The sequence below is a fragment of the Mycobacterium sp. IS-1590 genome (assembly GCF_001500025.1).
Lineage (GTDB): Bacteria > Actinomycetota > Actinomycetes > Mycobacteriales > Mycobacteriaceae > Mycobacterium.
In genome coordinates this window covers 97,435-119,905 of sequence record NZ_LQIW01000045.1, presented here as the reverse complement: position 1 = coordinate 119,905, position 22,471 = coordinate 97,435, and the positions used below count along the sequence as shown (strand labels likewise).

At 68.8% G+C, this 22,471-nt stretch carries 17 protein-coding genes; 9 read left to right on the top strand and 8 right to left on the bottom strand.

Going from position 1 to position 22,471, the window contains the following annotated elements; genetic code table 11:
* Positions 1-4 precede the first annotated feature (4 nt).
* Together AU197_RS20010 and AU197_RS20005 are read right to left on the bottom strand one after the other, a co-directional pair.
* Positions 5-634 (bottom strand): TetR/AcrR family transcriptional regulator, encoded by a 630-nt coding sequence (locus AU197_RS20010; protein WP_064349270.1) that lies wholly within the window; start codon positions 632-634, stop codon positions 5-7.
* 82 nt (positions 635-716) lie between these two features.
* Positions 717-1,889 carry a glycoside hydrolase family 3 N-terminal domain-containing protein gene (locus tag AU197_RS20005; protein ID WP_197415609.1) on the bottom strand — a complete coding sequence of 391 codons (1,173 nt, stop codon included), beginning with the start codon at positions 1,887-1,889 and terminating at the stop codon, positions 717-719.
* A 108-nt stretch (positions 1,890-1,997) separates the two neighbouring features.
* On the opposite strand from AU197_RS20005, the gene AU197_RS26110 reads away from it, so the two are divergent.
* Entirely contained in the window at positions 1,998-2,171 is a 174-nt protein-coding gene (locus tag AU197_RS26110; protein ID WP_066810839.1) for a DUF2613 domain-containing protein, read from the top strand.
* 49 nt (positions 2,172-2,220) lie between these two features.
* Positions 2,221-6,366, top strand: a complete 4,146-nt coding sequence (locus AU197_RS20000; protein WP_064404728.1) for a DUF3367 domain-containing protein — start codon at positions 2,221-2,223, stop codon at positions 6,364-6,366.
* Here the strand turns inward: AU197_RS20000 and AU197_RS19995 are convergent.
* Positions 6,359-7,954: an MFS transporter gene (locus AU197_RS19995; RefSeq protein ID WP_064404726.1), complete on the bottom strand. Its 1,596-nt coding sequence runs from the start codon at positions 7,952-7,954 to the stop codon at positions 6,359-6,361. The genes AU197_RS20000 and AU197_RS19995 overlap by 8 nt on opposite strands.
* Before the next feature lie 75 nt (positions 7,955-8,029).
* Between AU197_RS19995 and AU197_RS19990 the strand changes: the two genes are divergently transcribed.
* Positions 8,030-9,001, top strand: coding sequence for a phosphotriesterase family protein (locus AU197_RS19990; protein WP_064404723.1), 972 nt, complete (start codon positions 8,030-8,032; stop codon positions 8,999-9,001).
* Between the two features lies 1 nt (position 9,002).
* Entirely contained in the window at positions 9,003-10,469 is a 1,467-nt protein-coding gene (locus AU197_RS19985) for an AMP-binding protein (RefSeq protein ID WP_064404720.1), read from the top strand.
* Here AU197_RS19985 and AU197_RS19980 read toward each other — a convergent pair.
* Entirely contained in the window at positions 10,438-11,550 is a 1,113-nt protein-coding gene (locus AU197_RS19980) for an acyltransferase family protein (protein ID WP_064405064.1), read from the bottom strand. The genes AU197_RS19985 and AU197_RS19980 overlap by 32 nt on opposite strands.
* A 214-nt stretch (positions 11,551-11,764) precedes the next feature.
* On the opposite strand from AU197_RS19980, the gene pgfA reads away from it, so the two are divergent.
* Both pgfA and AU197_RS19970 read left to right on the top strand, forming a co-directional pair.
* Complete coding sequence (pgfA, locus tag AU197_RS19975; protein ID WP_064404718.1) at positions 11,765-12,961, top strand: cell envelope lipid trafficking protein PgfA; 1,197 nt, start codon at positions 11,765-11,767, stop codon at positions 12,959-12,961.
* Positions 12,962-12,978: 17 nt separating this feature from the next.
* Complete coding sequence (locus AU197_RS19970; RefSeq protein WP_197415608.1) at positions 12,979-14,619, top strand: MmpA family trehalose lipid delivery protein; 1,641 nt, start codon at positions 12,979-12,981, stop codon at positions 14,617-14,619.
* On the opposite strand, the gene AU197_RS19965 is transcribed toward AU197_RS19970, so the two are convergent.
* On the bottom strand, positions 14,616-15,776 hold the full coding sequence (locus AU197_RS19965; protein ID WP_064405060.1) for a glycosyltransferase family 4 protein: 1,161 nt from the start codon (positions 15,774-15,776) through the stop codon (positions 14,616-14,618). The genes AU197_RS19970 and AU197_RS19965 overlap by 4 nt on opposite strands.
* 46 nt (positions 15,777-15,822) lie before the next feature.
* Between AU197_RS19965 and AU197_RS19960 the strand changes: the two genes are divergently transcribed.
* Both AU197_RS19960 and AU197_RS19955 read left to right on the top strand, forming a co-directional pair.
* Positions 15,823-16,584 (top strand): class I SAM-dependent methyltransferase, encoded by a 762-nt coding sequence (locus tag AU197_RS19960; protein WP_064404716.1) that lies wholly within the window; start codon positions 15,823-15,825, stop codon positions 16,582-16,584.
* Between the two features lie 54 nt (positions 16,585-16,638).
* Complete coding sequence (locus AU197_RS19955) at positions 16,639-18,114, top strand: aldehyde dehydrogenase (RefSeq protein ID WP_064404714.1); 1,476 nt, start codon at positions 16,639-16,641, stop codon at positions 18,112-18,114.
* Here the strand turns inward: AU197_RS19955 and AU197_RS19950 are convergent.
* Positions 18,111-19,946, bottom strand: a complete 1,836-nt coding sequence (locus tag AU197_RS19950) for an acyl-CoA dehydrogenase (RefSeq protein ID WP_064404712.1) — start codon at positions 19,944-19,946, stop codon at positions 18,111-18,113. The two genes, AU197_RS19955 and AU197_RS19950, sit on opposite strands and share 4 nt — an antisense overlap.
* 461 nt (positions 19,947-20,407) lie before the next feature.
* Here AU197_RS19950 and AU197_RS19945 point away from each other — a divergent pair, with 461 nt between their 5' ends.
* Positions 20,408-20,980 (top strand): TetR/AcrR family transcriptional regulator, encoded by a 573-nt coding sequence (locus tag AU197_RS19945; protein ID WP_064405058.1) that lies wholly within the window; start codon positions 20,408-20,410, stop codon positions 20,978-20,980.
* On the opposite strand, the gene AU197_RS19940 is transcribed toward AU197_RS19945, so the two are convergent.
* Both AU197_RS19940 and AU197_RS19935 read right to left on the bottom strand, forming a co-directional pair.
* Complete coding sequence (locus tag AU197_RS19940) at positions 20,956-21,498, bottom strand: dihydrofolate reductase family protein (protein ID WP_064404710.1); 543 nt, start codon at positions 21,496-21,498, stop codon at positions 20,956-20,958. The two genes, AU197_RS19945 and AU197_RS19940, sit on opposite strands and share 25 nt — an antisense overlap.
* Position 21,499: 1 nt before the next feature.
* Positions 21,500-22,417, bottom strand: a complete 918-nt coding sequence (locus tag AU197_RS19935; RefSeq protein WP_064405057.1) for a helix-turn-helix domain-containing protein — start codon at positions 22,415-22,417, stop codon at positions 21,500-21,502.
* Between the last annotated feature and the right edge of the window lie 54 nt (positions 22,418-22,471).

The window sequence follows — 22,471 nt, the reverse complement described above, 5'->3', positions numbered from 1 at the left end:
GGGGCTAGTTGGGCGATCTGACCGCAGTCTCGATGGGATGGTCTGAGGGGGTGCCCTTCAGGCCGCGCCAGAACAGGTTGATCATCAGCTCGGCGGCCTCGTCGACGCCGGCGTCACCGGTGCTGACCCGCGACGCCACCGCCTCACCGGCGCCCACGAGCGCGACGGCCATCATGTCGAAGTCGGTGTCGGGCTCGGGGTTTCGGGTACCCGAGCGCAGCAGCCTGCCCACCAGGTCGATGATGCGCTCGCGGCCTTCGCGCACGGTGTGGGCGAACGCCTGCGAGCTGGTGGCCTGGCTGTAGAGCACCATCCACGACGCGCGGTTGGCGTCGATGTAGTTCAGGAAGGCCAGGACCGCGGTGCGCAACAGGTCTTTCGGGCTCTGCTTGAAGTCGATCTGACTGCGGACCTCGTCGACGAACCGCGCCAGCTCCCGATCCAGGCACGCCGCGAACAACTCTTCCTTGGAGCCGTAGTACAGGTACAGCATCGGCTTGGAGATCTGCGCCTCGGCGGCGATCGCGTCCATCGACGTCTCGTGGTAGCCGTTGACCGAGAAGATCTGCACGGCGGCGTCCAGCATCTGCTGCTCGCGCACCGCGCGCGGCAACCGCTTGGTACCTCCGGCCATTCCACCAGGGTAAGCAATCGCCTGCCCGGCAGGCGTCAGCGACGGGCGTGGGTGGGAACTAGCAGGGGTGGCGGGTGGGGAATTAGCACCGCGGGTTGGGGCCCTTCATCCCAGCGATCCGCAGCACCGAGGCGTCGACGCTGGACATCGACAGCTCACCGGCATCCAACGCCTTCTCCAGCCGGTCGAGCACGGCGGGCACCTCACCGGTACTCAGCCACAGCGCGACGTCGGCGCCCGCTTGCAGGCTCCGCAGCGCCGCCTCGGCGACCCCGAACCGGTCGGTGATGGCCCGCATACCGGACAGATCATCGGTGAACACCGGGCCGTTGAACGGCTGGCCGCCGTAGTTGCCCGACCGCAGCAGCGCGTAGGCCGCCGGGCTCAGGCTGGCTGGATCGCTGCCGGTCAGCCCGGGCACCTGGAGGTGACCGACCATCACTCCGACCGGCGCCTGGCTGGTCAGCGTCCGGTACGGCACCAGATCGGTGGTCTGCAGGTCACCGATCGGCGGCGTCGTGACACCGCCGGTATGCGAGTCGCCCGAGGCGCGCCCGTGGCCGGGGAAGTGCTTGAGCACCGGCATCACGCCGCCGTCACGCAGGCCACGGGCATACGCGCCGGCGAAATCGGTGACGACGGCCGGATCGGAGCCGAACGACCGGTCACCGATCGCACCGCCCCCCTCGACGTCGACGACCGGCGCGAAGTCGATCGTGATGCCGAGCCCGCGCATGGCCTGACCCCGCTTCAGCGCGATGTTGTACACCTCGTCTGGCGTGCTGCTGGCCGCCAGCGAGGCGGGCGACGGTTGGCTGCCGATCAACCCGGCCAACCGCGACACCTGGCCGCCCTCCTCGTCGACGCTGACCGCGAGCGGTAGCGGGGTCGCCGATGCAGCGATGCCCGCCAGTGAGCCGTCGGACAGCATCGACAGGTCGGTCCAGCTGCCGACGAAGATGCCGCCGACGTGGTGATTGTCGACGACCGCGCGCGCGTCACCCGCGTTCGAGACCCCGACCATCAACAGCTGGGCGAGCTTGTCGCGGGTCGACATCGCCGCCAGCAGCGACTCGCCGGCTCCACACGCCGGAGCGGCGGGAGCACCCGGCGCGGGAGCCGCGGGCACGGCGGTCGCCGCCTTGGTGATGGGTGCGGACGTCGGGGACGGCGCGGCTTCCTGCGCGGCAGGCGAGCACGCCATCAGCAATACGGGAGCGGCGGCGAGGGCACACAATGCGCGGGGCAAGGCCATGGGCCTCGACACTAACTGCTGTAGGGGCTCAGTTCTATCTCGTGGTCGGCGTGTGCGGTGAGAACATGCCTTCAGCTGCGCACATGGGCCGCATGCTACTTTTGCCGCATGGATCGGTTCCTCGTGCCCGCCGCCGCCAGCATCGTGGTCGGTCTGCTGTTGGGCGCGGCAGCCGTCTTCGGTGTGACGCTGATGGTGCAGCAGGACAACAAGCCTCCTCTGCAAGCGGGCGATCCGGCGTCTTCGGTGCTCAACAGGGTCGAGTACGGCGACCGCAGCTGATTCCCGGGCCGCCGAGCAAACGGCCCCGCTCTCCCGGCGCTGGTTGTGGGTGGCCGCTGCGGCGGCGCTGGTCCTGACGTTCGCCCAGTCACCAGGACAGATCTCACCCGACACCAAGCTCGACCTGACCGCCAATCCGCTGCGGTTCCTCGCGCGCGCGTTCAACTTGTGGAACAGCGAGCTGCCCTTCGGCCAGGCCCAGAACCAGGCCTACGGGTATCTGTTCCCGCACGGCACCTTCTTCCTGATCGGCGACATCGTCGGGTTGCCCGGCTGGGTCACCCAGCGGCTGTGGTGGGCGCTGCTGCTGGTGGTCGGGTTCTGGGGTGTGCTGCGGGTGGCCGAGGCGCTCGGCATCGGCAGCCCCACGTCGCGGGTGATCGCCGCGGTGGCCTACGCGCTGTCGCCGCGGGCGCTGACCACACTGGGCGCGATCTCGTCGGAGACCCTTCCGATGATGCTGGCGCCGTGGGTGCTGCTGCCGGTGATACTCGTGTTGAAGGGGGATCCCCGCGTCCGGGTGTTGGCGATGCGCTCCGCGGTGGCGATCGCACTGATGGGTGCGGTCAACGCGGTGGCCACCCTCACCGGCTGCCTGTGCGCGGCCATCTGGCTGGCGTGCCATCGGCCCACCAAGCTGTGGTGGCGGTTCACGGCGTGGTGGGCGCTCGGCATCGCGCTGGCGGTGCTGTGGTGGGCGGTCGCGCTGGTGATGCTGGGCCGGGTCAGCCCACCGTTTCTCGACTTCATCGAATCCTCCGGCGTGACGACGCGGTGGATGTCGCTGACCGAGATGCTGCGCGGCACCGACGCGTGGACCCCGTTCGTCGCGCCCAACGCGACGGCGGGCGCGTCGCTGGTGACCGGTTCGGTCGCCGTGCTGGCCACCACGCTGGTTGCCGCCGCGGGCCTGGCGGGGCTGGCGTCGAGGACGATGCCCGCCCGCGGCCGTCTGATCGTCATCCTGCTGACCGGTGTCACGCTGCTCGCCGTCGGCTACTCCGGCGGGCTGGGCTCGCCGATCGCGCTGCAGGTTCAGGCGTTCCTCGACGCCTCGGGGACGCCGCTGCGCAACCTGCACAAGCTCGAACCCCTGTTGCGGCTGCCGCTGGCGTTGGGGTTGGCGCATCTGCTCGGCCGCATTCCGCTGCCGGGTAGCGCGCCGCGGGCGCAGTGGACGAGCGCGTTGGCGCATCCCGAACGGGACAAACGCGTCGCGGTGGGGATGGTGGTTCTGGTCGCACTGGCCGCGGGCACGTCGCTGGCTTGGACCGGACGACTCACTCCGCCAGGCGCTTTCGATGCGATCCCGCAGTACTGGCACGACACCGCCGATTGGCTCGATGAACACAACACCGGCGGCCGCGTCCTGGTGGCGCCTGGCGCTCCCTTCGCCACCCAGGTGTGGGGCAACAGCCACGACGAGCCGCTGCAGGTGCTCGGTGACAGCGCATGGGGTGTGCGCGATTCGATTCCGCTGACCCCGCCGCAGACCATCCGCGCGCTGGACTCCGTGCAGCGGTTGTTCGCCGCGGGCCGCCCATCCGCGGGCCTCGCGGATACCCTTGCCCGCCAGGGGATCTCGTACGTCGTGGTGCGCAATGACCTGGATCCAGAGTCATCACGGTCGGCCCGGCCGCTGCTCGTGCACCGCGCGGTCGACGGCTCACCGGGGCTGGAGAAGGTCGCCGAGTTCGGCGATCCGGTCGGCGCGGGCACTCTGACCGGGTTCGTCTCCGACAGCGGTCTGCGGCCGCGCTACCCCGCTGTCGAGATCTACCGGGTGGACGCCGAAATCCCGGTGACGCCTTACCTCGTCGACACCGACCGCATGGCGCGCGTCGACGGCGCACCCGAGGCGTTGTTGCGGCTCGACGAGCGCCGCCGACTGCTCGACCGTCCCCCGTTGGGGCCCATGCTGTTGACCGCCGACGCCGAACGCGCGGGCGTGCCGGCACCGTTGGTCACCGTCACTGACACCCCACTGGCACGAGAAACCGACTACGGCCGGGTCGACGATCACTCCTCGGCCATCCGCACTCCCGACGAGCCGCGGCACACCCACAACCGGGTCATCGATTATCCTTCTCCCGGAACCGATGTCGTTTACGGACAGTGGAACGGCGGCCGGGTGTCGGTGTCGAGTTCGGCGGCCGATTCCACGGCGCTTCCCAATGTCGCACCGGCGGCAGGTCCGGCCGCTGCGGTCGACGCCGACCCGTCGACAAGTTGGGTCTCCAACTCGCTGCAGTCGGCGATCGGCCAGTGGATGCAGGTGGACTTCGACCACCCCGTGACCAACGCGACCATCACGGTCACGCCCAGCGCGACCGCGGTCGGCGCGCAGATCCGCCGGATCGAGATCTCGACGGTGAACGGCACCAGCACCCTTCGTTTCGACGAGGCGGGCAAGCCGCTCACCGCGGCACTGCCCTACGGCGAGTCACCGTGGGTGCGCCTCACCGCGGTGGCCACCGACGACGGGTCACCAGGCGTGCAGTTCGGGATCACCGACCTCGCGGTCACCCAGTACGACGCGAACGGCTTCGCCCACCCCGTCAGCCTGCGCCACACCGTGGCCGTGCCCGGTCCGCCTCCGGATTCGACTGTCGCGCAATGGGACCTGGGTTCGGAGCTGCTGGGACGGTCGGGCTGCGCGCAGAGCCCGACCGGATACCGGTGTGCGGCGTTGATGGCGCTGTCGGCCGAGGAGCCCGTGAACCTGAGCCGGACACTGACGGTTCCGGAGCCGATCGCGGTGACACCGACCGTGTGGGTGCGTGCCCGTCAGGGGCCCCAACTCGCCGACCTCATCAGCGCGCCCGGTGCCGCCCGGGCACTGGGCGAAGCCGATCCGATCGACGTGCTCGGCTCGGCCTACGCCGCGGCGGACGGTGACCCGGGCACGGCGTGGACCGCCCCGCAGCGGGTCGTGCAGCAGGGGACGCGGCCGACGGTGACGCTGAAACTCCCGAGGCGGAGCGAGGTCGCCGGGCTGCAGGTGTCGCCGGGTTCGTCGGAGCTGCCCGCACGCCCGACGCTGCTGGCCGTCGACCTCGGCGACGGTCCGCAGATCCGCCCGGTGGCCGGCGATGCGGGGGCACAGAGGATGGACCTCAAGCCGAGGGTCACCGACACGGTGACGATCTCCATTCTCGACTGGGACGACGTCATCGACCGGACGGCGCTCGGCTTCGACCAACTCAAACCTCCCGGCCTGGCCGAGGTGACCGCGCTCGACACCCGCGGCGAACCGATCGCGGCCGCCGACGCCGCCGCCAACCGGAACCGCACCATCGAAATGCCCTGCGGGAGGGGCCCGGTCATCGGCGTCGCAGGTGAGTTCGTGCAGACCTCGCTCACCACTACCGTCGGCGCCCTGCTCGACGGTGAGCCCGTCGCCGCGCGCGCGTGCCGTGCCGAGCCGATCCTGCTACCCGAGGGTCAGCAGGAGTTGGTGATCAGCCCCCGCGCGGCGTTCATCGTCGACGGGGCTCAGCTCGCCGGGCCCCAGGCCGACGAAATACGCCCGGCGTCAACCATTCCCGCGGAGACCGGGCAGTGGAGCGCAGACCGTCGCGAGGTGACCGTCGCGCCGTCATCGGCGTCCCGGGTGCTCGTCGTACCCGAAAGCATCAACCCCGGCTGGGTAGCCCACGACAGCGCCGGGTCCCGGCTCACGCCGATCACGGTGAACGGCTGGCAGCAGGGCTGGGTGCTGCCGCCGGGTACGGCGGGCCCGGTCACGCTGAGCTTCCCGACGAACGTGCCCTACCGTGCCGGCCTCATCGGCGGATTGGCGCTGCTGCCGGTGCTCGCGCTGCTCGCTTTCGTGCCGACGCGCAGGCGCCTGTCGGCCGTCGATCCGGTGCCGGTGTGGCGGCCGCGTCCCGTCGCGGTCGGGGCCGCGGCGCTGGCCGTCGGCGCGGCGATCTCGGGAATGGTGGGTGTCGCGGTGGTCGGCCTGGCGATCGGTGCACGCTGGCTGCTGCGCAATCGCGAAAAGCTCTGCGAGGCAGTCACGGTCGGTACCGCCGCCGGCGGGTTGATCCTGGCCGGTGCGGTGCTGAGCCAGAACCCGTGGCGTTCGGTCGACGGCTACATCGGGCATTCGTGGGGCGTGCAGCTGCTGGCGTTGATCTCGGTGGCCGCGGTCGCGGCGTCGACCGTGCGGCCCGAGAAGCGGCTCAGCTGACCGCGATCAGATGCTCGAGCTTGGGTTCGCCGACGACGTACTTGTCGACCTCCTGCTCGGCGATCAGGTCCTGGCCCGTCTGCCGCACGACGTGCTGATGCAGGTGCTCGTACCACGATCGCACGACGAACGCCTCGACGAACGTGTTGGAGAATTCGCCGCTGCGGAACAACCGCCATTGCACGGCGCCGGTGCGCTGCCGCGAACGCTTCACCCGGTCCATCGCCGCGACGAACGCCGCCTCGTTCTCCGATGCGACCCGGTAGGTCTTGAGCACGAGGACCGGACCGTCGGGCGGGGCGGGTTCGAACACCAGCGCCGGTTCCGGCCAGTGCCCCGAGGGTTCGACATCGAGGTTGCCGGTGCCCGGATGCAGCGGCCACCACAGCAGCGATACCGCGCACGCGGTGAGGAACCCCGCCGCGATCAGCAGGGCGGTGACGCTGCTGGTGGCTCCGGCCACCAGGCCCCAGACCAGCGAGCCGATGGCCTGCCCACCCATGAACACCAGCTGGTAGACCGACAGGCCGCGCGCCCGCACCCAGGCCGGAAGGCTCAGCTGCATCGACGCGTTCAGCGTCGACAGGGTGAGCAACCAGGACATGCCGCCGACGATCATCGCGACGACCACCACCGCCAGCACCGGGACGAGCGCCAACACCGCGGTGGCGAGCCCGAAACCGACGGCGCCCACGGTCAACAGGGCGTTTCGCCCGAACCGGAACTGCAATCGGGACAGCACCACCGCGCCGCACACCGCGCCGAAGCCGAGCGCACCCAGTAGCAGGCCGTAGCCCGCCGACGACAGGTGCAGTTGTCGATCGGCGATGACCGCGAGCAGACCCCACAGCGCGCTGCCGGGAGCGATGAACAGCAGTGCCCGCAGCAGGATGCGCCGCACCACCGGCGAGCTGCGGATGTACCGCCCGCCCGCGGTCAACGCAGACAGCGGCCGCTCGGTGGGCAGCAACCGTTCCTCGGCCGGGCGTCGCCAAGTGAACAGCACCACGACGATGCCGACGAACGACACCGCGTTCAGCGCGAACACCATCGTCGGCCCCGAAAGGGACACCAGCACACCCGCGATCGCGGGCCCGATCGCCCGCGCGCTGTTCAGGGCCAGGCTGGTCAACGCCGCCGCGGCGGGAATCTGTTCGCGCGGAACGAGTTCGGGCTGGATGGCCTGCCACGCCGGAGCCGTCAACGCCTGTCCGCAACCGATCAGGAACAGCAGGATCAGCAGCACCGCCGGGGTCGTCAATCCGACTCCGGTCAAGATCGCCAAGACCGAGACCCCGGCCGCCATCGCCGACTGCGTGGCGATCAGCAGGCGCCGCCGGTCGATCAGGTCGGCAACCACGCCCGAAGGTAACGCCAACAACATCACCGGCAGCGTCGTCGCGGTCTGCACCAAGGGAACCAGCACCGCGGCGCCGGGATCGCCGACCAGCATCCACTGCGCGCCGACCGTCTGCATCCATGTACCGAGGTTCGACACGAGCTGCGCGATCCACAACGCCCGATACATCGGCGACCGCAGCGGCGCCCACGCAGACGGCGCGGCGCGGACATTCGACGATGCCGCCATACGGTTCTGGCCTTTCGCTATGAATCGAGTTTCAAGTACCCGATTGAACGGCCGCTATCTCGTAGCATCGGCCGCGTGCCGGAACTGAACACCGCCCGCGGACCGATCGACACCGCAGACCTGGGCGTCACGCTCATGCACGAACACGTCTTCATCCAGTCCCTCGACATCACCACCAACTATCCCGAGGTCTGGGGCGACGACGCCCAACGGGAGGCCGACGCCGTCGTCCGCCTCAACGAGCTCAAATCGCGCGGAGTCGACAGCATCGTCGATCTCACGGTGATCGGCATGGGGCGCTACGTTCCGCGCATCGAGCGTATCGCCGCGCAGACCGGCATCAACATCATCGTGGCGACCGGCGTCTACACCTACAACGACGTCCCGATGTTCTTTCACTTCAGCGGGCCGGAAACCCCGCTCGGCGAGCCGATGGTCGACATGTTCGTCCGCGACATCACCACCGGCATCGCGGGCACCGGCGTCAAGGCGGCGATCCTCAAGTGCGCGACCGACGAGCCCGGCCTGACACCCGGCGTGGAGCGGGTGCTGCGGGCGGTGGCCCAGGCGCACCGGGAAACCGGCGTCCCGATCTCGACGCACACCCACGCCGCGACCAAGCGAGGCCTGGATCAGCAGCGGGTGTTCAGCGAGGAGGGGGTGGACCTATCCCGCGTCGTCATCGGTCATTCCGGCGACAGCACGGACCTGGCCTACCTGGAGGAGCTGATCGACAACGGCTCCTATATCGGGATGGACCGGTTCGGGGTGGACGTATTCCTGGGCTTCGAGGAGCGGGTGGACACCGTGGCGCGGATGTGCGAACGCGGTCACGCCGACAAAATGGTGTTGTCGCACGACGCGTCCTGCTACATGGACTGGTTGCCGGAGGGGCTGGCTGAGCAGACCATGCCCAACTGGCATTACCTGCACATTCACAACGACGTGATCCCGGCCCTCAAGAAACGGGGCGTCACCGAAGAGCAGCTCACGACGATGCTCGTCGACAACCCGCGCCGGATCTTCGAGACACGCGGCGGTTACTGACGTGCCGGAGCCGACCCCGCCGATCAGCACGCAGCTGTCGCAGCTGGCCGCGGCCGACCCAGACGCACCCGCTGTCACCTGTGAGGACGTCACCCTCACCCGCAGCGAACTCGACGCGACGACCAACCGACTGGCCCGTGCCTACGCCGAACTCGGTGTGGGAGAAGGCGATTACGTCTCGGTGGTGTTGCCGAACTCCATCGAGTGGGTGCAGGCGGTGCTGGCGATCTGGAAGCTGGGGGCCATTCCGCAGCCGCTCTCTCCTCGGCTTCCGGACGCCGAACTGGCCGGGCTGCTCGACCTTCGGCCGCGCGCACTGGTGGTCGGCCGCGACGACCCCGCCGGCCGAATAGCAAGTGTGCCAGCGGGTTACATGCCGGATCGGGATCTGTCGGACGCGCCGCTGCCCGAGAAGGTGTCGCCGGTGTTCAAGGCGATGGCATCGGGCGGCAGCACCGGCAGGCCCAAGCTGATCGAGGCCGGCAACGACAGCCGCTTCCCCCCGCTGGTGGGTTATCCGCTTGGGGCGCAGGAGGGTGACGTCAACCTGATCTCGGTGCCGATGAGCCACAACACCGGCTTCACCACGTTCGCGATCGGACTCGTGCAGGGCCATCACCTGGTGTTGATGCCGCGATTCGAACCGCACGAGTTCCTGCGCCTGGTGACCGAGCACCGGGTGACGTGGTTGACGACGGTACCCACGATCATGCAGCGCCTGCTTCCCGTGTACCGGGCCGATCCCGATGCCTATGACCTGTCGTCGATCCGGCGGTTCTGGCATGTCGGCGCACCGTGTCCCCCCGCGGTCAAGCGAGCCTGGATCGAGATCCTGCAGCCCGATACCGTGTGGGAACTCTACGGCGGCACCGAATTACAGGCGTTGACGTTCATCTCCGGTAGCCAGTGGTTGGCCCACCCGGGCTCGGTCGGTGTCGTCGTCACCGGGGAGATGAAGGTGCTCGACGACGACGGCAACGAGTGCCCGCCCGAGGTGGTCGGCGAGATCTACATGCGACCGTCGCCGGGCAGCGGACCGACCTACCGCTATGTCGGCGCGACGGCGAAGTCCCGCGACGGCTGGGACTCGCTGGGCGATCTCGGGTACTTCGACGACGACGGCTTCCTCTACCTCAGCGACCGCCGGGTGGACATGTTCACCGTCGGCGGCAAAAACGTCTATCCCGCCGAGATCGAGTCGGCGCTGTCCGAGCACCCCGCGGTGCTGTCGTGTCTGGTGGTCGGCGTCCCCGACGACGATCTGGGCCAGGTGCCGCATGCGCTCGTGCATGCCGACGGTCTGGACGAGGCGGGCGTCGTCGCGTTCCTGTCCGAGCGGCTCGAGCGCCACAAGGTGCCCCGCACGGTCGAGTTCACCGACGCGCCGTTACGCGACGACGCGGGCAAGGCGCGCCGTTCGGCGGTGCGCGACGAGGTCATCGCGCGACGGGCTCAGGCACGCTGTTGACCGACGAGTCCAATGGCGGCACCGGCCGGGTGTGGCGATACTCCCAGCGCCGCAACGCCGTTCGGCACGGCGACTCCACCAGCGCGTAGCTGACCGCGGCGATCGCGAACCCGAACACCACCGTCAGCACCAGCACCACCGGCATGTGCCCGTTGAACGCGAACTCGCCGATGACCGGGAACACCATCGCCAGCGCGGCGAGATGCCAGATGAACAATCCGTAGGACCATCGCCCCAACGTCACCATCGTCGTGCTGCCCAGCAGTCGATGCGGTGTGTCGGGTCGGTCGAGAACCAGCGGGGCAAGCAGCGCACCCGCGACCACGGCGCCCATCGCGATCTTGACGACGAACTGGCTGACGGTGCCCGGGGTGAGGCCCTCGGGCCCGGCGAGCGGCGAGGCGGCGACCAAAAAGGCCGCAACTGCGATGACGGCCATCAGCACCCGCCGCCGGGCCAGCCGATGCGGCCATCCGACGGGGGCGACGGTCAACTCGGCGAGCAGCATGCCCGCGGCGAACCAGGAGAAGAAGGCGGGCGGCCAGTTCAGGTGGTTGACGCCGGCCGATGTCGCGATCGGCAGCACCGCCCACCCGAGGCTGGCGATTCCCGCGGCGGCGATGACCGGGATGCGGGCCCGCACCGGGACTCGTCGCACCAGCAGCGCCAGCAGCGGCAGCGCCATGTAGAACGCGACCTCGACCGACAGGCTCCACATCTGTGTCAGTCCCGCGGTGAGCGTCAGCGGCACATAGATCTGGGTCAGGGTGAGATTGGCCAACCACACCGTCAGGTCGGCTTTGGCCTCGGGCAGCAGCGACAGGATCACCACGACCGCGACGAGGTACCCGGGCATGATGCGCACGATCCGGGAGCGCAGGTAGTGGCCGGTCGGTGGGATCGGCCGCAGCCCGCGCGCGGCCGAGGCGTGCCCGCGCCACAACAGGAAGCCCGAGAGGGCGAAGAAGAGCGCCACCGCGAGATCGAACCGGCCGAACAGCCGTCCGCTGACCCCGCCGGTGTGGCCGGTCTGGAACGCCACGTGGGTCACGACGACGCCGACCGCGGCGCAGGCCCGCATACCCTCCACCGCAGGCAGGAACCCGCGGGTTCCGCCCACCTGCTCGTCGCGAGTATCGCCGGCCGCCAAAACTGCCACGAAATCAGTGTGCCCGGTGCGGCCGAACACGGGTGCCACGGGTCGGCGGATGCGTCTGGACCGACGACGACCTTAAATTGTGCTGTTAGGGTCAAACGGGTTTCTGCGGGCATACCGCAGTTGAAGGAGGCACGGTTTGAACCGCGCAGTGGCGCTGCGGATTGCGGCTTGCGGGATCTTGGGGCTGGGTGCCGCCCTGTTGATCGCCGCACTGTTGCTGTCCACTTACACCCACAGCAAGATCGCCAAGATCCCGCTGGACCTCGATGCCACGCTGATCAGCGACGGCAGCGGAATGGCCTTCGACCCGGCATCGCTGAACAGCGACCGGTTCGTCGTCGACCGCGACGTGCCGATGGTCCAGCAGGAGCAGCTCACGGTGGAGTCGCCGTCGAACGCCGACGTGGTGACGATGCAGGTGGGCTCCACGCTGCGCCGCACCGACAAACAGCAGGACGCGGGGTTGCTGTTGGCGCTGGTCGACACCGTGACCGTGAACCGCAGCACCGCCGAGGCGGTGTCGAGCGAGAGCAATCCGGGCGGCGCGGTGCAGAAGCCGCGCGCCATGGAGGACGACAAGCCGCCGACCAACATCGCGCTGCCACACGAGGGCTTGGCCTACCGGTTCCCGTTCGACACCGAGAAGAAGACCTACTCCGTCTTCGATCCGATCGCGCAGAAGGCGTTCGACGCCAACTACGACGGCGAAGAAGACGTCAACGGCATGACCACGTACCGGTTCACCCAGAACGTCGGCTACGACTCCGACGGCAAGCTCGTGGAGCCGGTGAAGTACGCGTCGCTCTACGAGGACGACGCCGACAGCGAGGTCACCGCGCGGGCTGCGATGTGGGGTGTGCCCGGTGAGCCCGAGGAGCCGATCACGATGTCGCGGTACTACGCCGCGCAGCGCACCTTCTGGGTCGACCCGGTGTCGGGGACGATCGTCAAGAAGGACGAGCACGGCTACCACTACTACGCCCGCGAGCCGCTCAAGCCGGAGGTCACGTTCGTCGACTTCAAGGTGACGTTCAACGAGGAGACCGTCGAGTCCCAGGTCGCCAGCGCCGGCGACGAGCGCGACCGGGTCGCCCTGTGGGGTCGCATCCTGCCCATCACCTTCACCGCGATGGGTCTGGTGCTGCTGGTCGGCGGCGCCCTCCTCGGCTCGTTCAGCCTGCGCGCGGAGTCCGCGCTGATCGACCCCGGGCTCGACGAGGCCGACCATGGCTTCTTCGACACTCAGGGGATCAAGGTTCCGGGTGCCGAAGCCAAGACCGAGAAGATCCCGACATCTCGACCCACCGACCTTCCCCCGGACAGACCGGTCTGATTCGGAGGTCGGTAGCGGTGCCGGCGTACGCGCTGGTGCTCGCCCTTGCGGTGACGGCGCCGCTGTTCGCGCCCGGATATCTGCTGTTGCGCGACGCGGTCTCCACGCCGCGCTCCTACCTGTCCGACGCCGCGCTCGGCCTGTCCGAGGCCGCACCGCGGGCGCTGCCGCAGGATTTCTTCATGGCCGTCGTGTCGACGGTGGTCGACGGCGGCGTGGTGGCCAAGGCTCTGCTGATCGCCGGCCTGTGGTTGGCGGGTTGGGGTGCGGCCCGACTGGCCGCGTCCGTGGTGCCCGAGTCCGGGCTCGCCGGCCAGTGTGTGGCGGCGACGATCGCGGTGTGGAATCCATATGTCGCCGAACGTCTTTTGCAGGGCCACTGGAGCCTTCTAGTGGGCTACGGGTGCCTGCCGTGGGTGGCCGCGACCATGCTGCGGCTGCGGCAGTCGGCGCAGTGGAGTTCGGTGGCGGCGCTGGCGTTCTGGATGGCGCTGGCGGGGCTGACGCCCACCGGGCTGTTGTTGGCGGCGACCGTCGCGCTCATATGCGTTTTCGCGCCCGGGGAGGGCTGGCGGCGGTGGCGCTGTGCGGGCGTGGCGCTGGGCATGACCGTCGTCGCGGCCTTGCCGTGGTTGGTCGCGGCGACCGTGGCCCGGTCGCTGGAGTCGTCGCAGGCCGACGGCGTCGTCGCGTTCGCGGCGCGCGCGGAACCGGGCCTCGGGACGCTGTTCAGCCTGGCCGGGCTGGGCGGCATCTGGAATGCCGATGCGGTACCGCCCTCGCGGACAACGCTTTTCGCGGTCATCGCCACGGTGGTGCTACTCGGTGTGGTCGCCCTAGGCTTGCCGGTCGTGCTGCGTCGACCGGCGGCCGTGCCGCTGATGGTCCTGGCCGGGGCGGCCATCGTCCTGCCCGCGCTGATGGCCACCGGGCCGGGACTCAGTCTGCTCGAGGCGGCCATCCGCGCTTTTCCCGGCCTCGGGGTGGTGCGTGACGGGCAGAAGTGGGTGGCGTTGGCGATGCCCGGCTACGCGCTGGCCGGCGCGGCGGCGGTCGTCGTCGCCGGACGTCGGTTGCCCGCGGCGGTGGCCGCGGTTCTGTGCTGCGCGGCGCTCATCGCGACATTGCCGGACCTGGCATGGGGGGTGGGCGGCCGGGTCGCGGCCGTGCAGTACCCGCCGGGATGGGCGAAGGTGGCCGCTCTGATCAACGAAGACCCGCGAACGGTCGCGGTGATGCCGATGGGCAGTATGCGGCGTTTCGAGTGGGCGGGTGATGCCCCGGTGCTCGACCCGCTGCCCCGGTGGGTGCGCGCCGACGTGTTGACCACCGGCGATCTTCAGATCGGCGAGCGGACGGTGTACGGGGAAGGTCAGCGTGCGCGCGACGTGCAGGAGATTCTGGTCGAGAGCGCCGACCGCCAACTGCTCGCCGACGCGGGCGTCGGGTGGGTCGTGGTCGAATCAAGCGGTCCCACAACGCCTTTGCCGCTTCCGGTGGCCTACAGCGATGACGACCTCACGCTGTACCGCGTCGGCGGCTGGTCACCGCAGGCCGACGGCAGGGGTCTCGTGGTGGCCGCCCACCTGGCGTGGCTGGCGCTGCTCATCGCGGGCGGGGGTGTGACGCTGCTCGCGGCGTTTCGACGGAGGCGCTAGACGACGCCGCTGACGTACCGACCGGAATGCACGGACTCCAGCACCGTGCGCATCGCCTCGGCGCTCTGCTCCCAGGAGAACTCACCGCAGCGGACATGTGCCTTGGTGCCGAGTTGCTCACGCAGCACGCGGTCGGACAGCAGTTCGGCCAAACCGTCGACCAGGCCGTCGAAGTCGTCGACCAACACGCCGGTCACGCCGTCGACGATGGAATCGGTCAGCCCGCCCGAGGACCGGTAGCCGATCGTGGGCACCGAATGCTGACCGGCCTCGATGACCGCCAGCGCCCAGCCCTCTTTGCGCGATGGCAGCACATGCACCCAGGCCTCTTGCAGCACACGGTGTTTCGCCTCGTCGTCGACGTGCCCATGAAACGTCACCGCCTCGGAGATGCCGAGCAGGGCGGCGTGTTCGACGAGCCGCTGCTCCCACCATCCGCCACCGACGACGTCCAACGTCAGTCCCGGAAAGCGTCGTCGCAGCGCGGCGACGGCTTCGAGCGCATCCTCGATCTGCTTGTGCGGCACCAGACGTGACAACACCACGACACGGGGCGCCGACGCCCGGTCGGCGGTCAGCGTCGACACGGGCGCCTCGTCGAGCCCGTTGCGCACCACCGCGATCTGACCGGGACGCACGCCCAACATCGCCAGGTCGCGAGCCGACGGCAGCGACACCGTGACGTACTGGTTGCGCCGGTGCGCCCGTGGCGAGAGCCTCGATTCGACGAACCAGCCGATCCGGCCCATCACCGGGCCCGCGACCGGCCACTGCTCCCGGTGGCAGTGGTGTACGAGCACGGCGACGCGCCGTCCGTAGGCGAGGCGGGCCATGAACGGAATGCCGTTCTGGGTGTCGATCACCACGTCGGGCCGCACGCGCCGCAGCGGTCCGAGCCCGATACGGGCCAACACCATCGCCAGCCCCGCCCAGATGTAGACCGTGTGCCGCCCCCCGCCACGGCTGACCCGTACTCCGTCGACCACCTCGCGACGCGCGGCCCCCGGGTAACGCGCGGTGCGCAGCGTGACCTCGTATCCCGAAGCAGCCAACTGCGCGCCGATGCGCTGCAGATAGGCCTCGCTGCCACCACCTTGTGGGTGGCCGGTGTCGCGCCAACACAGCAGCAGCACCGATCGGAGCGGACGGGCAGACATCGGCAACAGCGTAGTCGGATCGCGTCGCTGCGTAGTCTTCGGTTCCATGCCGGCCACGGATCTGTTCGCCGAGCGGGCCACGCTGTCCCGGTCGCTGCGCCTGCTCACGGAGTTCCGCTTCGAGCAGACCGACCCCGCCCGGTTCTACGGCGCGCTCGGCGAAGACACCGCCGCGATGGTCGCCGACCTGTGGCTCGGTGCGGACGGATCGACGCCGGCCGGCCGGACCGTGCTCGACGTCGGAGGTGGCCCGGGCTACTTCTCGGAATCGTTCGTCGACAGAGGTTTTCGCTATATCGGCGTCGAACCGGATCCGGCCGAGATGCATGCCGCACCTCAGACGGTGACCGCGACCCCCTATGTGCGGGCTTCGGGGACGGCGCTGCCGTTCGCCGACGACAGCGTCGACATCTGCCTGTCCTCGAACGTGGCCGAGCATGTCCGCCAACCGTGGCGGATGGGCGCCGAGATGCTGCGGGTGACCCGGCCCGGCGGGTTGGTGGTGCTGTCGTACACGGTGTGGCTCGGGCCGTTCGGCGGGCACGAGACGGGTTTGTGGCATTACCTCGGGGGCGCCCGCGCCGCGCGTCGATACACCCGCAGGCACGGGCATCCGCCGAAGAACAACTACGGCTCGTCACTGTTCGCGGTGTCGGCGGCCGACGGCCTGCAGTGGGCCGCGAGCACGGGTGCGCTGATCGCCGCATTCCCGCGCTACCACCCGAGATGGGCGTGGTCGGTGACGAAGGTGCCCGCACTGCGGGAGTTCCTGGTGAGCAACCTGGTGCTGGTGCTGCGGGCGCCGTGAGCACCCGACTGCAACAGGTTCTACTTCGGCGGCTTCCTAGGTAGTGTGACGGGCATGACACAGAGCACCGCATATCGCACCGAATGGGACCAGCTGTTCATCGGCGGCAAGTGGGTCGAGCCGGCCACCTCGGATGTGATCGAGGTGCACTCCCCCGCCACCGGCGAACTGGTGGGCAAGGTGCCGCTGGCTTCGGCCGCCGATGTCGACGCGGCCTGCGCCGCCGCGCGCAAGGCGTTCGACGAGGGTCCGTGGCCGCACAAGTCCCCCGAAGAACGCGCAGCCGTGCTGGCCGCCGCGGTGCAGCTGATGGAGGAGCGGGGCGACGAGCTGAAGTTCCTGCTGGCCGCCGAGACCGGTCAGCCGCAGACGATCGTCGACATGATGCAGTACGGCGCGGCGATGTCGTCGTTCCAGTACTTCGCGGGTGCCGCGGACAAGTTCCGCTGGAAGGAGATCCGCGACGGCATCTACGGCCAGACCCTGGTCGTGCGGGAGCCGATCGGCGTGGTCGGCGCCGTCACCGCGTGGAACGTGCCGTTCTTCCTGGCCGCCAACAAGCTCGGCCCCGCGCTGCTGGCCGGCTGCACCGTGGTGCTCAAACCCGCCGCCGAGACACCGCTGTCGGTGTTCGCGATGGCCGAGATGTTCGCCGAGGCCGGCCTGCCCGAAGGGGTGCTCTCAATCGTCCCCGGCGGCCCCGAGACCGGTCGCGCGCTGACCGCAAACGACCAGATCGACAAGTACACGTTCACTGGCAGCTCCGCCGTCGGCAAGGAGATCGCGAAGATCGCCGCCGAGAAGCTCAAGCCGTGCACGCTCGAGCTCGGCGGGAAGTCCGCCGCGATCATCCTCGAGGACGCCGACCTGGACTCCACGCTGCCGATGCTCGGGTTCTCCGGTGTGATGAACAGCGGGCAGGCCTGCGTCGCGCAGACCCGCATCCTGGCGCCCCGGTCGCGGTACGACGAGATCGTGGAGAAGGTCGCCAACTTCATCGGCGCGATGCCGGTCGGGCTGCCCGACGACCCGAACGCCGCCATCGGCCCGCTGATCTCGGAGAAGCAGCGCGACCGTGTCGAGTCCTACATCAAGAAGGGTGTGGAAGAGGGCGCCCGCCTGGTCACCGGCGGTGGCCGCCCCGAAGGTCTGGACAGCGGCTGGTTCGTGCAGCCGACCGTGTTCGCCGACGTCGACAACTCGATGACGATCGCCCAGGAGGAGATTTTCGGCCCCGTGCTGGCGGTCATCCCCTACGAGGACGAAGAGGACGCGATCCGCATCGCCAACGACTCGGTGTACGGGCTGGCCGGTTCGGTGTGGACGACCGACAACAAGAAGGCGCTCGACGTCGCCTCGAAGATCCGCACCGGTACGTACGCGGTCAACATGTACGCGTTCGACCCCGGCGCCCCGTTCGGCGGCTACAAGAACTCCGGTATCGGCCGCGAGAACGGCCCCGAGGGCATCGAGGCCTACGTCGAGCACAAGAGCGTGCTGCTGCCGTTCGGCTACACGCCCGAGGATTAGAACGCGTCTTCGGGCACGTCCATGGCGTCGAGGCCGACGGTCTCGATGACGCCGCGGACGGCGGCCAACAGCGGCAGCATGTGCTCGGCGAAGAAGTTCCCCGCTGCGACCTTGCCGGTGTAGAACGCACGGTCGCTTGCGGAGACGTCGCCGTCCAGCGCGGCCAGGGCGATCTCGGCCTGGTGCAACAACAACCAGCCGATCACCAGGTCGCCGACGGCGAGCAGGAACGGCACCGATGCCAGTCCGATGCGGTACAGGTCGCGCGGGTTCTCCTGCGCCGAGACCAGATATCCGGTCAGGGCCGCGACCATCGCCTGCACGTCCTGCAGCGCGGTGGCCAGTCGGGCGCGCCCGTCGGCGAGTTCTGGACGCGCGAGGTCACTGCGGACGAACTCCTGGATCTGGCCGGCCAGGTGCGCGAGCGCGGCGCCCTGGTCGCGGGCGATCTTGCGGAAGAAGAAGTCCTGCGCCTGGATGGCGGTGGTGCCCTCGTACAAAGAGTCGATCTTGGCGTCCCGGATGTACTGCTCGATCGGATAGTCCTGCAGGAAACCCGACCCCCCGAACGTCTGTAGGGATTCGGTCAGGCACTGGTATGCGCGTTCCGAACCCACGCCCTTGACGATCGGCAGCAGCAGATCGTTGACGCGCCCTGCCATTTCGGCGTCGGCACCGGAGACGATCTGCGCGACGGCGGGGTCCTGGTGGGCGGCGGTGTAGAGGTAGAGCGCCCGCAGTCCTTCGGCATAGGACTTCTGCGTCAGCAGCGCCCGGCGCACATCCGGGTGGTGCAGGATGGTCACCCGCGGTGCGGTCTTGTCGGTCATCTGGGTCATGTCCGCGCCCTGCACCCGCGTCTTGGCGTACTCCAGCGCGTTGAGATAGCCCGTCGACAGCGTGGCGATCGCCTTGGTGCCCACCATCATTCGGGCGTACTCGATGACCTTGAACATCTGGGCGATGCCGTTGTGGGAGTCGTTGACCAGCCATCCCACGGCGGGCACACCGTGTTGACCGAAGGTCAGCTCGCACGTCGCCGACACCTTGAGCCCCATCTTGTGCTCGACGTTGGTGACGAAGACGCCGTTGCGCTCGCCGAGTTCGCCGGTGTCGGGGTCGAAGTGGTACTTCGGCACGATGAACAGGCTCAGCCCCTTGGTGCCCGGTCCTGCGCCCTCGGGGCGGGCCAGCACGAGATGCACGATGTTCTCGAACAGGTCACCTGCGTCGCCGTTGGTGATGAACCTCTTCACCCCGTCGAGATGCCATGTGCCATCGGCCTGTTGGACGGCCTTGGTGCGCCCTGCACCGACGTCGGAACCGGCGTCGGGTTCGGTCAGAACCATCGTCGCGCACCAGTCGCGCTCGACCATCAGCGCGGCCCAGTGGCGCTGCTGCTCGTTGCCGATGCCGTACAGGATGTCGGCCATCTTCGATCCGGCCTGGTAGATGAACACCGCCGGATTGCCGCCGAGGACGAACTCGTTGATCGCCCACTCCACGGCCGCCGGTGCCGCAACCCCGCCGATGTCCTCGGCCATCCCCACGCGGAACCACTCGCCTTGCCGCCAGGCCCGAAACGACTTCTTGAACGGCTCGGGCAGGGTCACCTCGTGGGTGCCCGGGTCGAACGTGGGCGGGTGTCGGTCGGATTCGGCGAAGGACTCTGCGAGCGCACCCTCGGCCTGGCGGGCCGCCTCGTCGAGCATCTGCCGCACCGAATCGCCATCGAGCTCGCCGAACTCGCCGGTCGCCAGCGCCTTGTCGAGACCCAGCACCTCGAAGAGGTTGAACTCGAGATCCCGCACGTTGCTTCTGTAGTGGCCCATGACGAGCGCCTTTCGTTCGCGTAGCGCCGAGCGTAGCCGTCCGATCGAGCCGCGACCTGCACTTCAGCTCAGGTCGCAGCCGCCGCGCAGATTATGGTTTATCCCATAATGAGAGCGGCAGGCCCCGCACGGCCGCCCCCACCAGCCGTGCCGCTTGACCTGGTATTACCGCCGATCGGGTTGTGATGTGGAATACATTAATTGCCCCGGTGTGTTGGACGTTTTATGCTCGTCGTCATACCAGGGAGGCACCCGATGTGGGTCATTGAAGTCAACGTCGCCGGATACCGGTTCACCCATCGCGTGCACGATCGTCGGATCTTTCGACTCAGCCCCCGTACGCTCGGTTGGCGTCCGGCGCAACTGCGTCGCACGCCCGCAGCTTGACCGCCCAATTGGAGGTTGACCTGTCTTCCGTCGGGACCAAGACCGCCAACAGGCGCGGTTCGACGCGCACCAAGATGTTGGTCGCGGCTGCCGAGGTGCTGCGAGAGCGCGGCGCGGCCGGCGTCACCATCGACGAGGTGCTCGCCCGCAGCGGCGCGCCACGCGGGTCGGTGTACTACCACTTCCCCGCGGGCCGCAATCAGATCCTGCGCGAGGCGCTGACCTTCGCCGGTGATGCAATCACCAAGGAGATCGACGACGCGGCCGCCAAGGGTGGGATGCATTTGGTCCGCAACTTCGTGGCGTTCTGGGAGGAACTGCTCGTCGAAAGCGATTTCGTGGCCGGCTGCCCGGTGGTGGCAGCGGCGATCGGTTCGGCAGCCGAGGAGCCGCAACTGACCACCGTGGCAGGCAGCATCTTCAGCCACTGGCGCGATGCCCTGACCCGCGCGTTCGTCTCCGACGGTTTCGACGAGTCCGACGCCGCCTCCCTCGCGATCACCTGCATCGCGGCGCTGGAGGGCGCGGTGGTGCTGTGCCGGTCGACACGTTCGGTCGACCCGCTACACGATGTCGCCGCACAAGTCGAATTCCTGATCAGGTCACGCGATTTCATCCGGCGCTACGGCGTGCCCGACCGCAACTGAGCCGAACGCCAACGCGCGCAGACGAAGTCCCGGTTCACCGCCGCTTCGACGAGTTGCCACTCCGAACGGACCGGCAGCACCGGCGAACCCGCACCGAGCGAGCACGGCGCGTAGCTGACGATCATCTCGTCGATGAGGCCTGCCTCGACGAACTGTCGCGCGGTATCGCCTCCACCGACCACCCACACGTCCTTGTCCGCCGCGGCGGCGAGCAGCTCCGAATGGAGATCGGCGACGTCACCGGCGAATGTCTGCACATCGTGTCCGCGCTCGACGATGTGCGGACGTCGCGTCAACACCCACGACGGCTGCTCGTACATCCAGTCACCGGGTTCGTTGCGCACGATCCATTCGTAGGTCGCCGAACCCATCACCACGGCGCCGACAGTGGCGATGAACTCGTCGTAGTGGAACGGACCGTTTCGGTCGATGTCGCGTGATGTCAACCAGTCCAGGCTGTCGTGGTCGTCGACGATGAAGCCGTCCATGCTGGACGCCGTGTAGTAGACCGTCGCCAAATCAGTTGCCTCTCATCCATTCCAGCGGATCACCCCGGTGGGTATCGATGCCGTGACGGGCCAGCATCGCCCGGACCAGCCCGCGCCGGTGGGCCGAATACCCCAACACGTGGGCGACGATGCCGTACAACTGGAACGATTCGGGCGGATCGCACAACGCATCGATGACGGTGTCGCCCATCCGGCCGTCGGCGGCATACTCGGAAACCATTGTCGTCCAGCGCTTTGCGATGTCGTCGTGGTGGCCGGCCAGCTGCGCGGCCGTGATGGATTCGGGTCGGGTCGCCGAGCGATCCGGGAAGTCGCGCCCTTCGATCGTGGCCAGCCACACCTGCTTGGTCCAGACGATGGCACCGAGCACGGCTCCGACGCTGGGTTCGGGACCGTCCCAGTCGAGAATCACCTGTCCGGGCGAGAGCTCCTCTCGCCATTGGTCTTTCGTCAACAGGCCTGCGCGGCCGATGAGGTATGCGGTGTCGGCGACGTCGTGAGCCACCATCAGCTGGGAGATGTCGGGCTCCTTCGCTTCTCCGGCGTTGTCGAGCCACAGCGAGTGCGGGGGATGAAAGTGCAGGCCGTTGGGCGCGGCGACCCGGAACCCGACATCGTCAGCCCTGGACGGCGGCACGCCGAAGGTGCGCCGGAAGGCGCGGGAGAACACCTCGACCGACGACCATCCCTCGTCGGCCGCGACGGCGGAAACGCGTTCACCCTGCTGCAGTCGCCATGCTGCCCGTTCGAGCATGATTCGGCGGCGCATCGCCGCGGGCGGTTCGCCGGTCAGGCGGCGCACCTCCCGCGAGAAGTGGAATTCGGAGGCGTGGGTGCTGCGGGCCATGCTGTCGACACCGCTGTTGTCGTCGGCGACGACCGCGTCGAGAAGTTCGCGCAGGCGGTCGCGACGCGAGTCGGTGGTCACGATCACCGAGTATCGTCGCGCCACCCGCGAAAGAACATGACGTTTCCTGCTGCT

Bases quoted from the DNA above. Each gene is read 5' to 3' on its own strand.
- AU197_RS20010 (WP_064349270.1), bottom strand. From the start codon at position 634: ATGGCCGGAGGTACCAAGCGGTTGCCGCGCGCGGTGCGCGAGCAGCAG.
- AU197_RS20005 (WP_197415609.1), bottom strand. From the start codon at position 1,889: ATGGCCTTGCCCCGCGCATTGTGTGCCCTCGCCGCCGCTCCCGTATTG.
- AU197_RS26110 (WP_066810839.1), top strand. From the start codon at position 1,998: ATGGATCGGTTCCTCGTGCCCGCCGCCGCCAGCATCGTGGTCGGTCTG.
- AU197_RS19995 (WP_064404726.1), bottom strand. From the start codon at position 7,954: ATGGCGGCATCGTCGAATGTCCGCGCCGCGCCGTCTGCGTGGGCGCCG.
- AU197_RS19980 (WP_064405064.1), bottom strand. From the start codon at position 11,550: ATGCGGGCCTGCGCCGCGGTCGGCGTCGTCGTGACCCACGTGGCGTTC.
- AU197_RS19965 (WP_064405060.1), bottom strand. From the start codon at position 15,776: ATGTCTGCCCGTCCGCTCCGATCGGTGCTGCTGCTGTGTTGGCGCGAC.
- AU197_RS19960 (WP_064404716.1), top strand. From the start codon at position 15,823: ATGCCGGCCACGGATCTGTTCGCCGAGCGGGCCACGCTGTCCCGGTCG.
- AU197_RS19955 (WP_064404714.1), top strand. From the start codon at position 16,639: ATGACACAGAGCACCGCATATCGCACCGAATGGGACCAGCTGTTCATC.
- AU197_RS19950 (WP_064404712.1), bottom strand. From the start codon at position 19,946: ATGGGCCACTACAGAAGCAACGTGCGGGATCTCGAGTTCAACCTCTTC.
- AU197_RS19945 (WP_064405058.1), top strand. From the start codon at position 20,408: ATGTTGGTCGCGGCTGCCGAGGTGCTGCGAGAGCGCGGCGCGGCCGGC.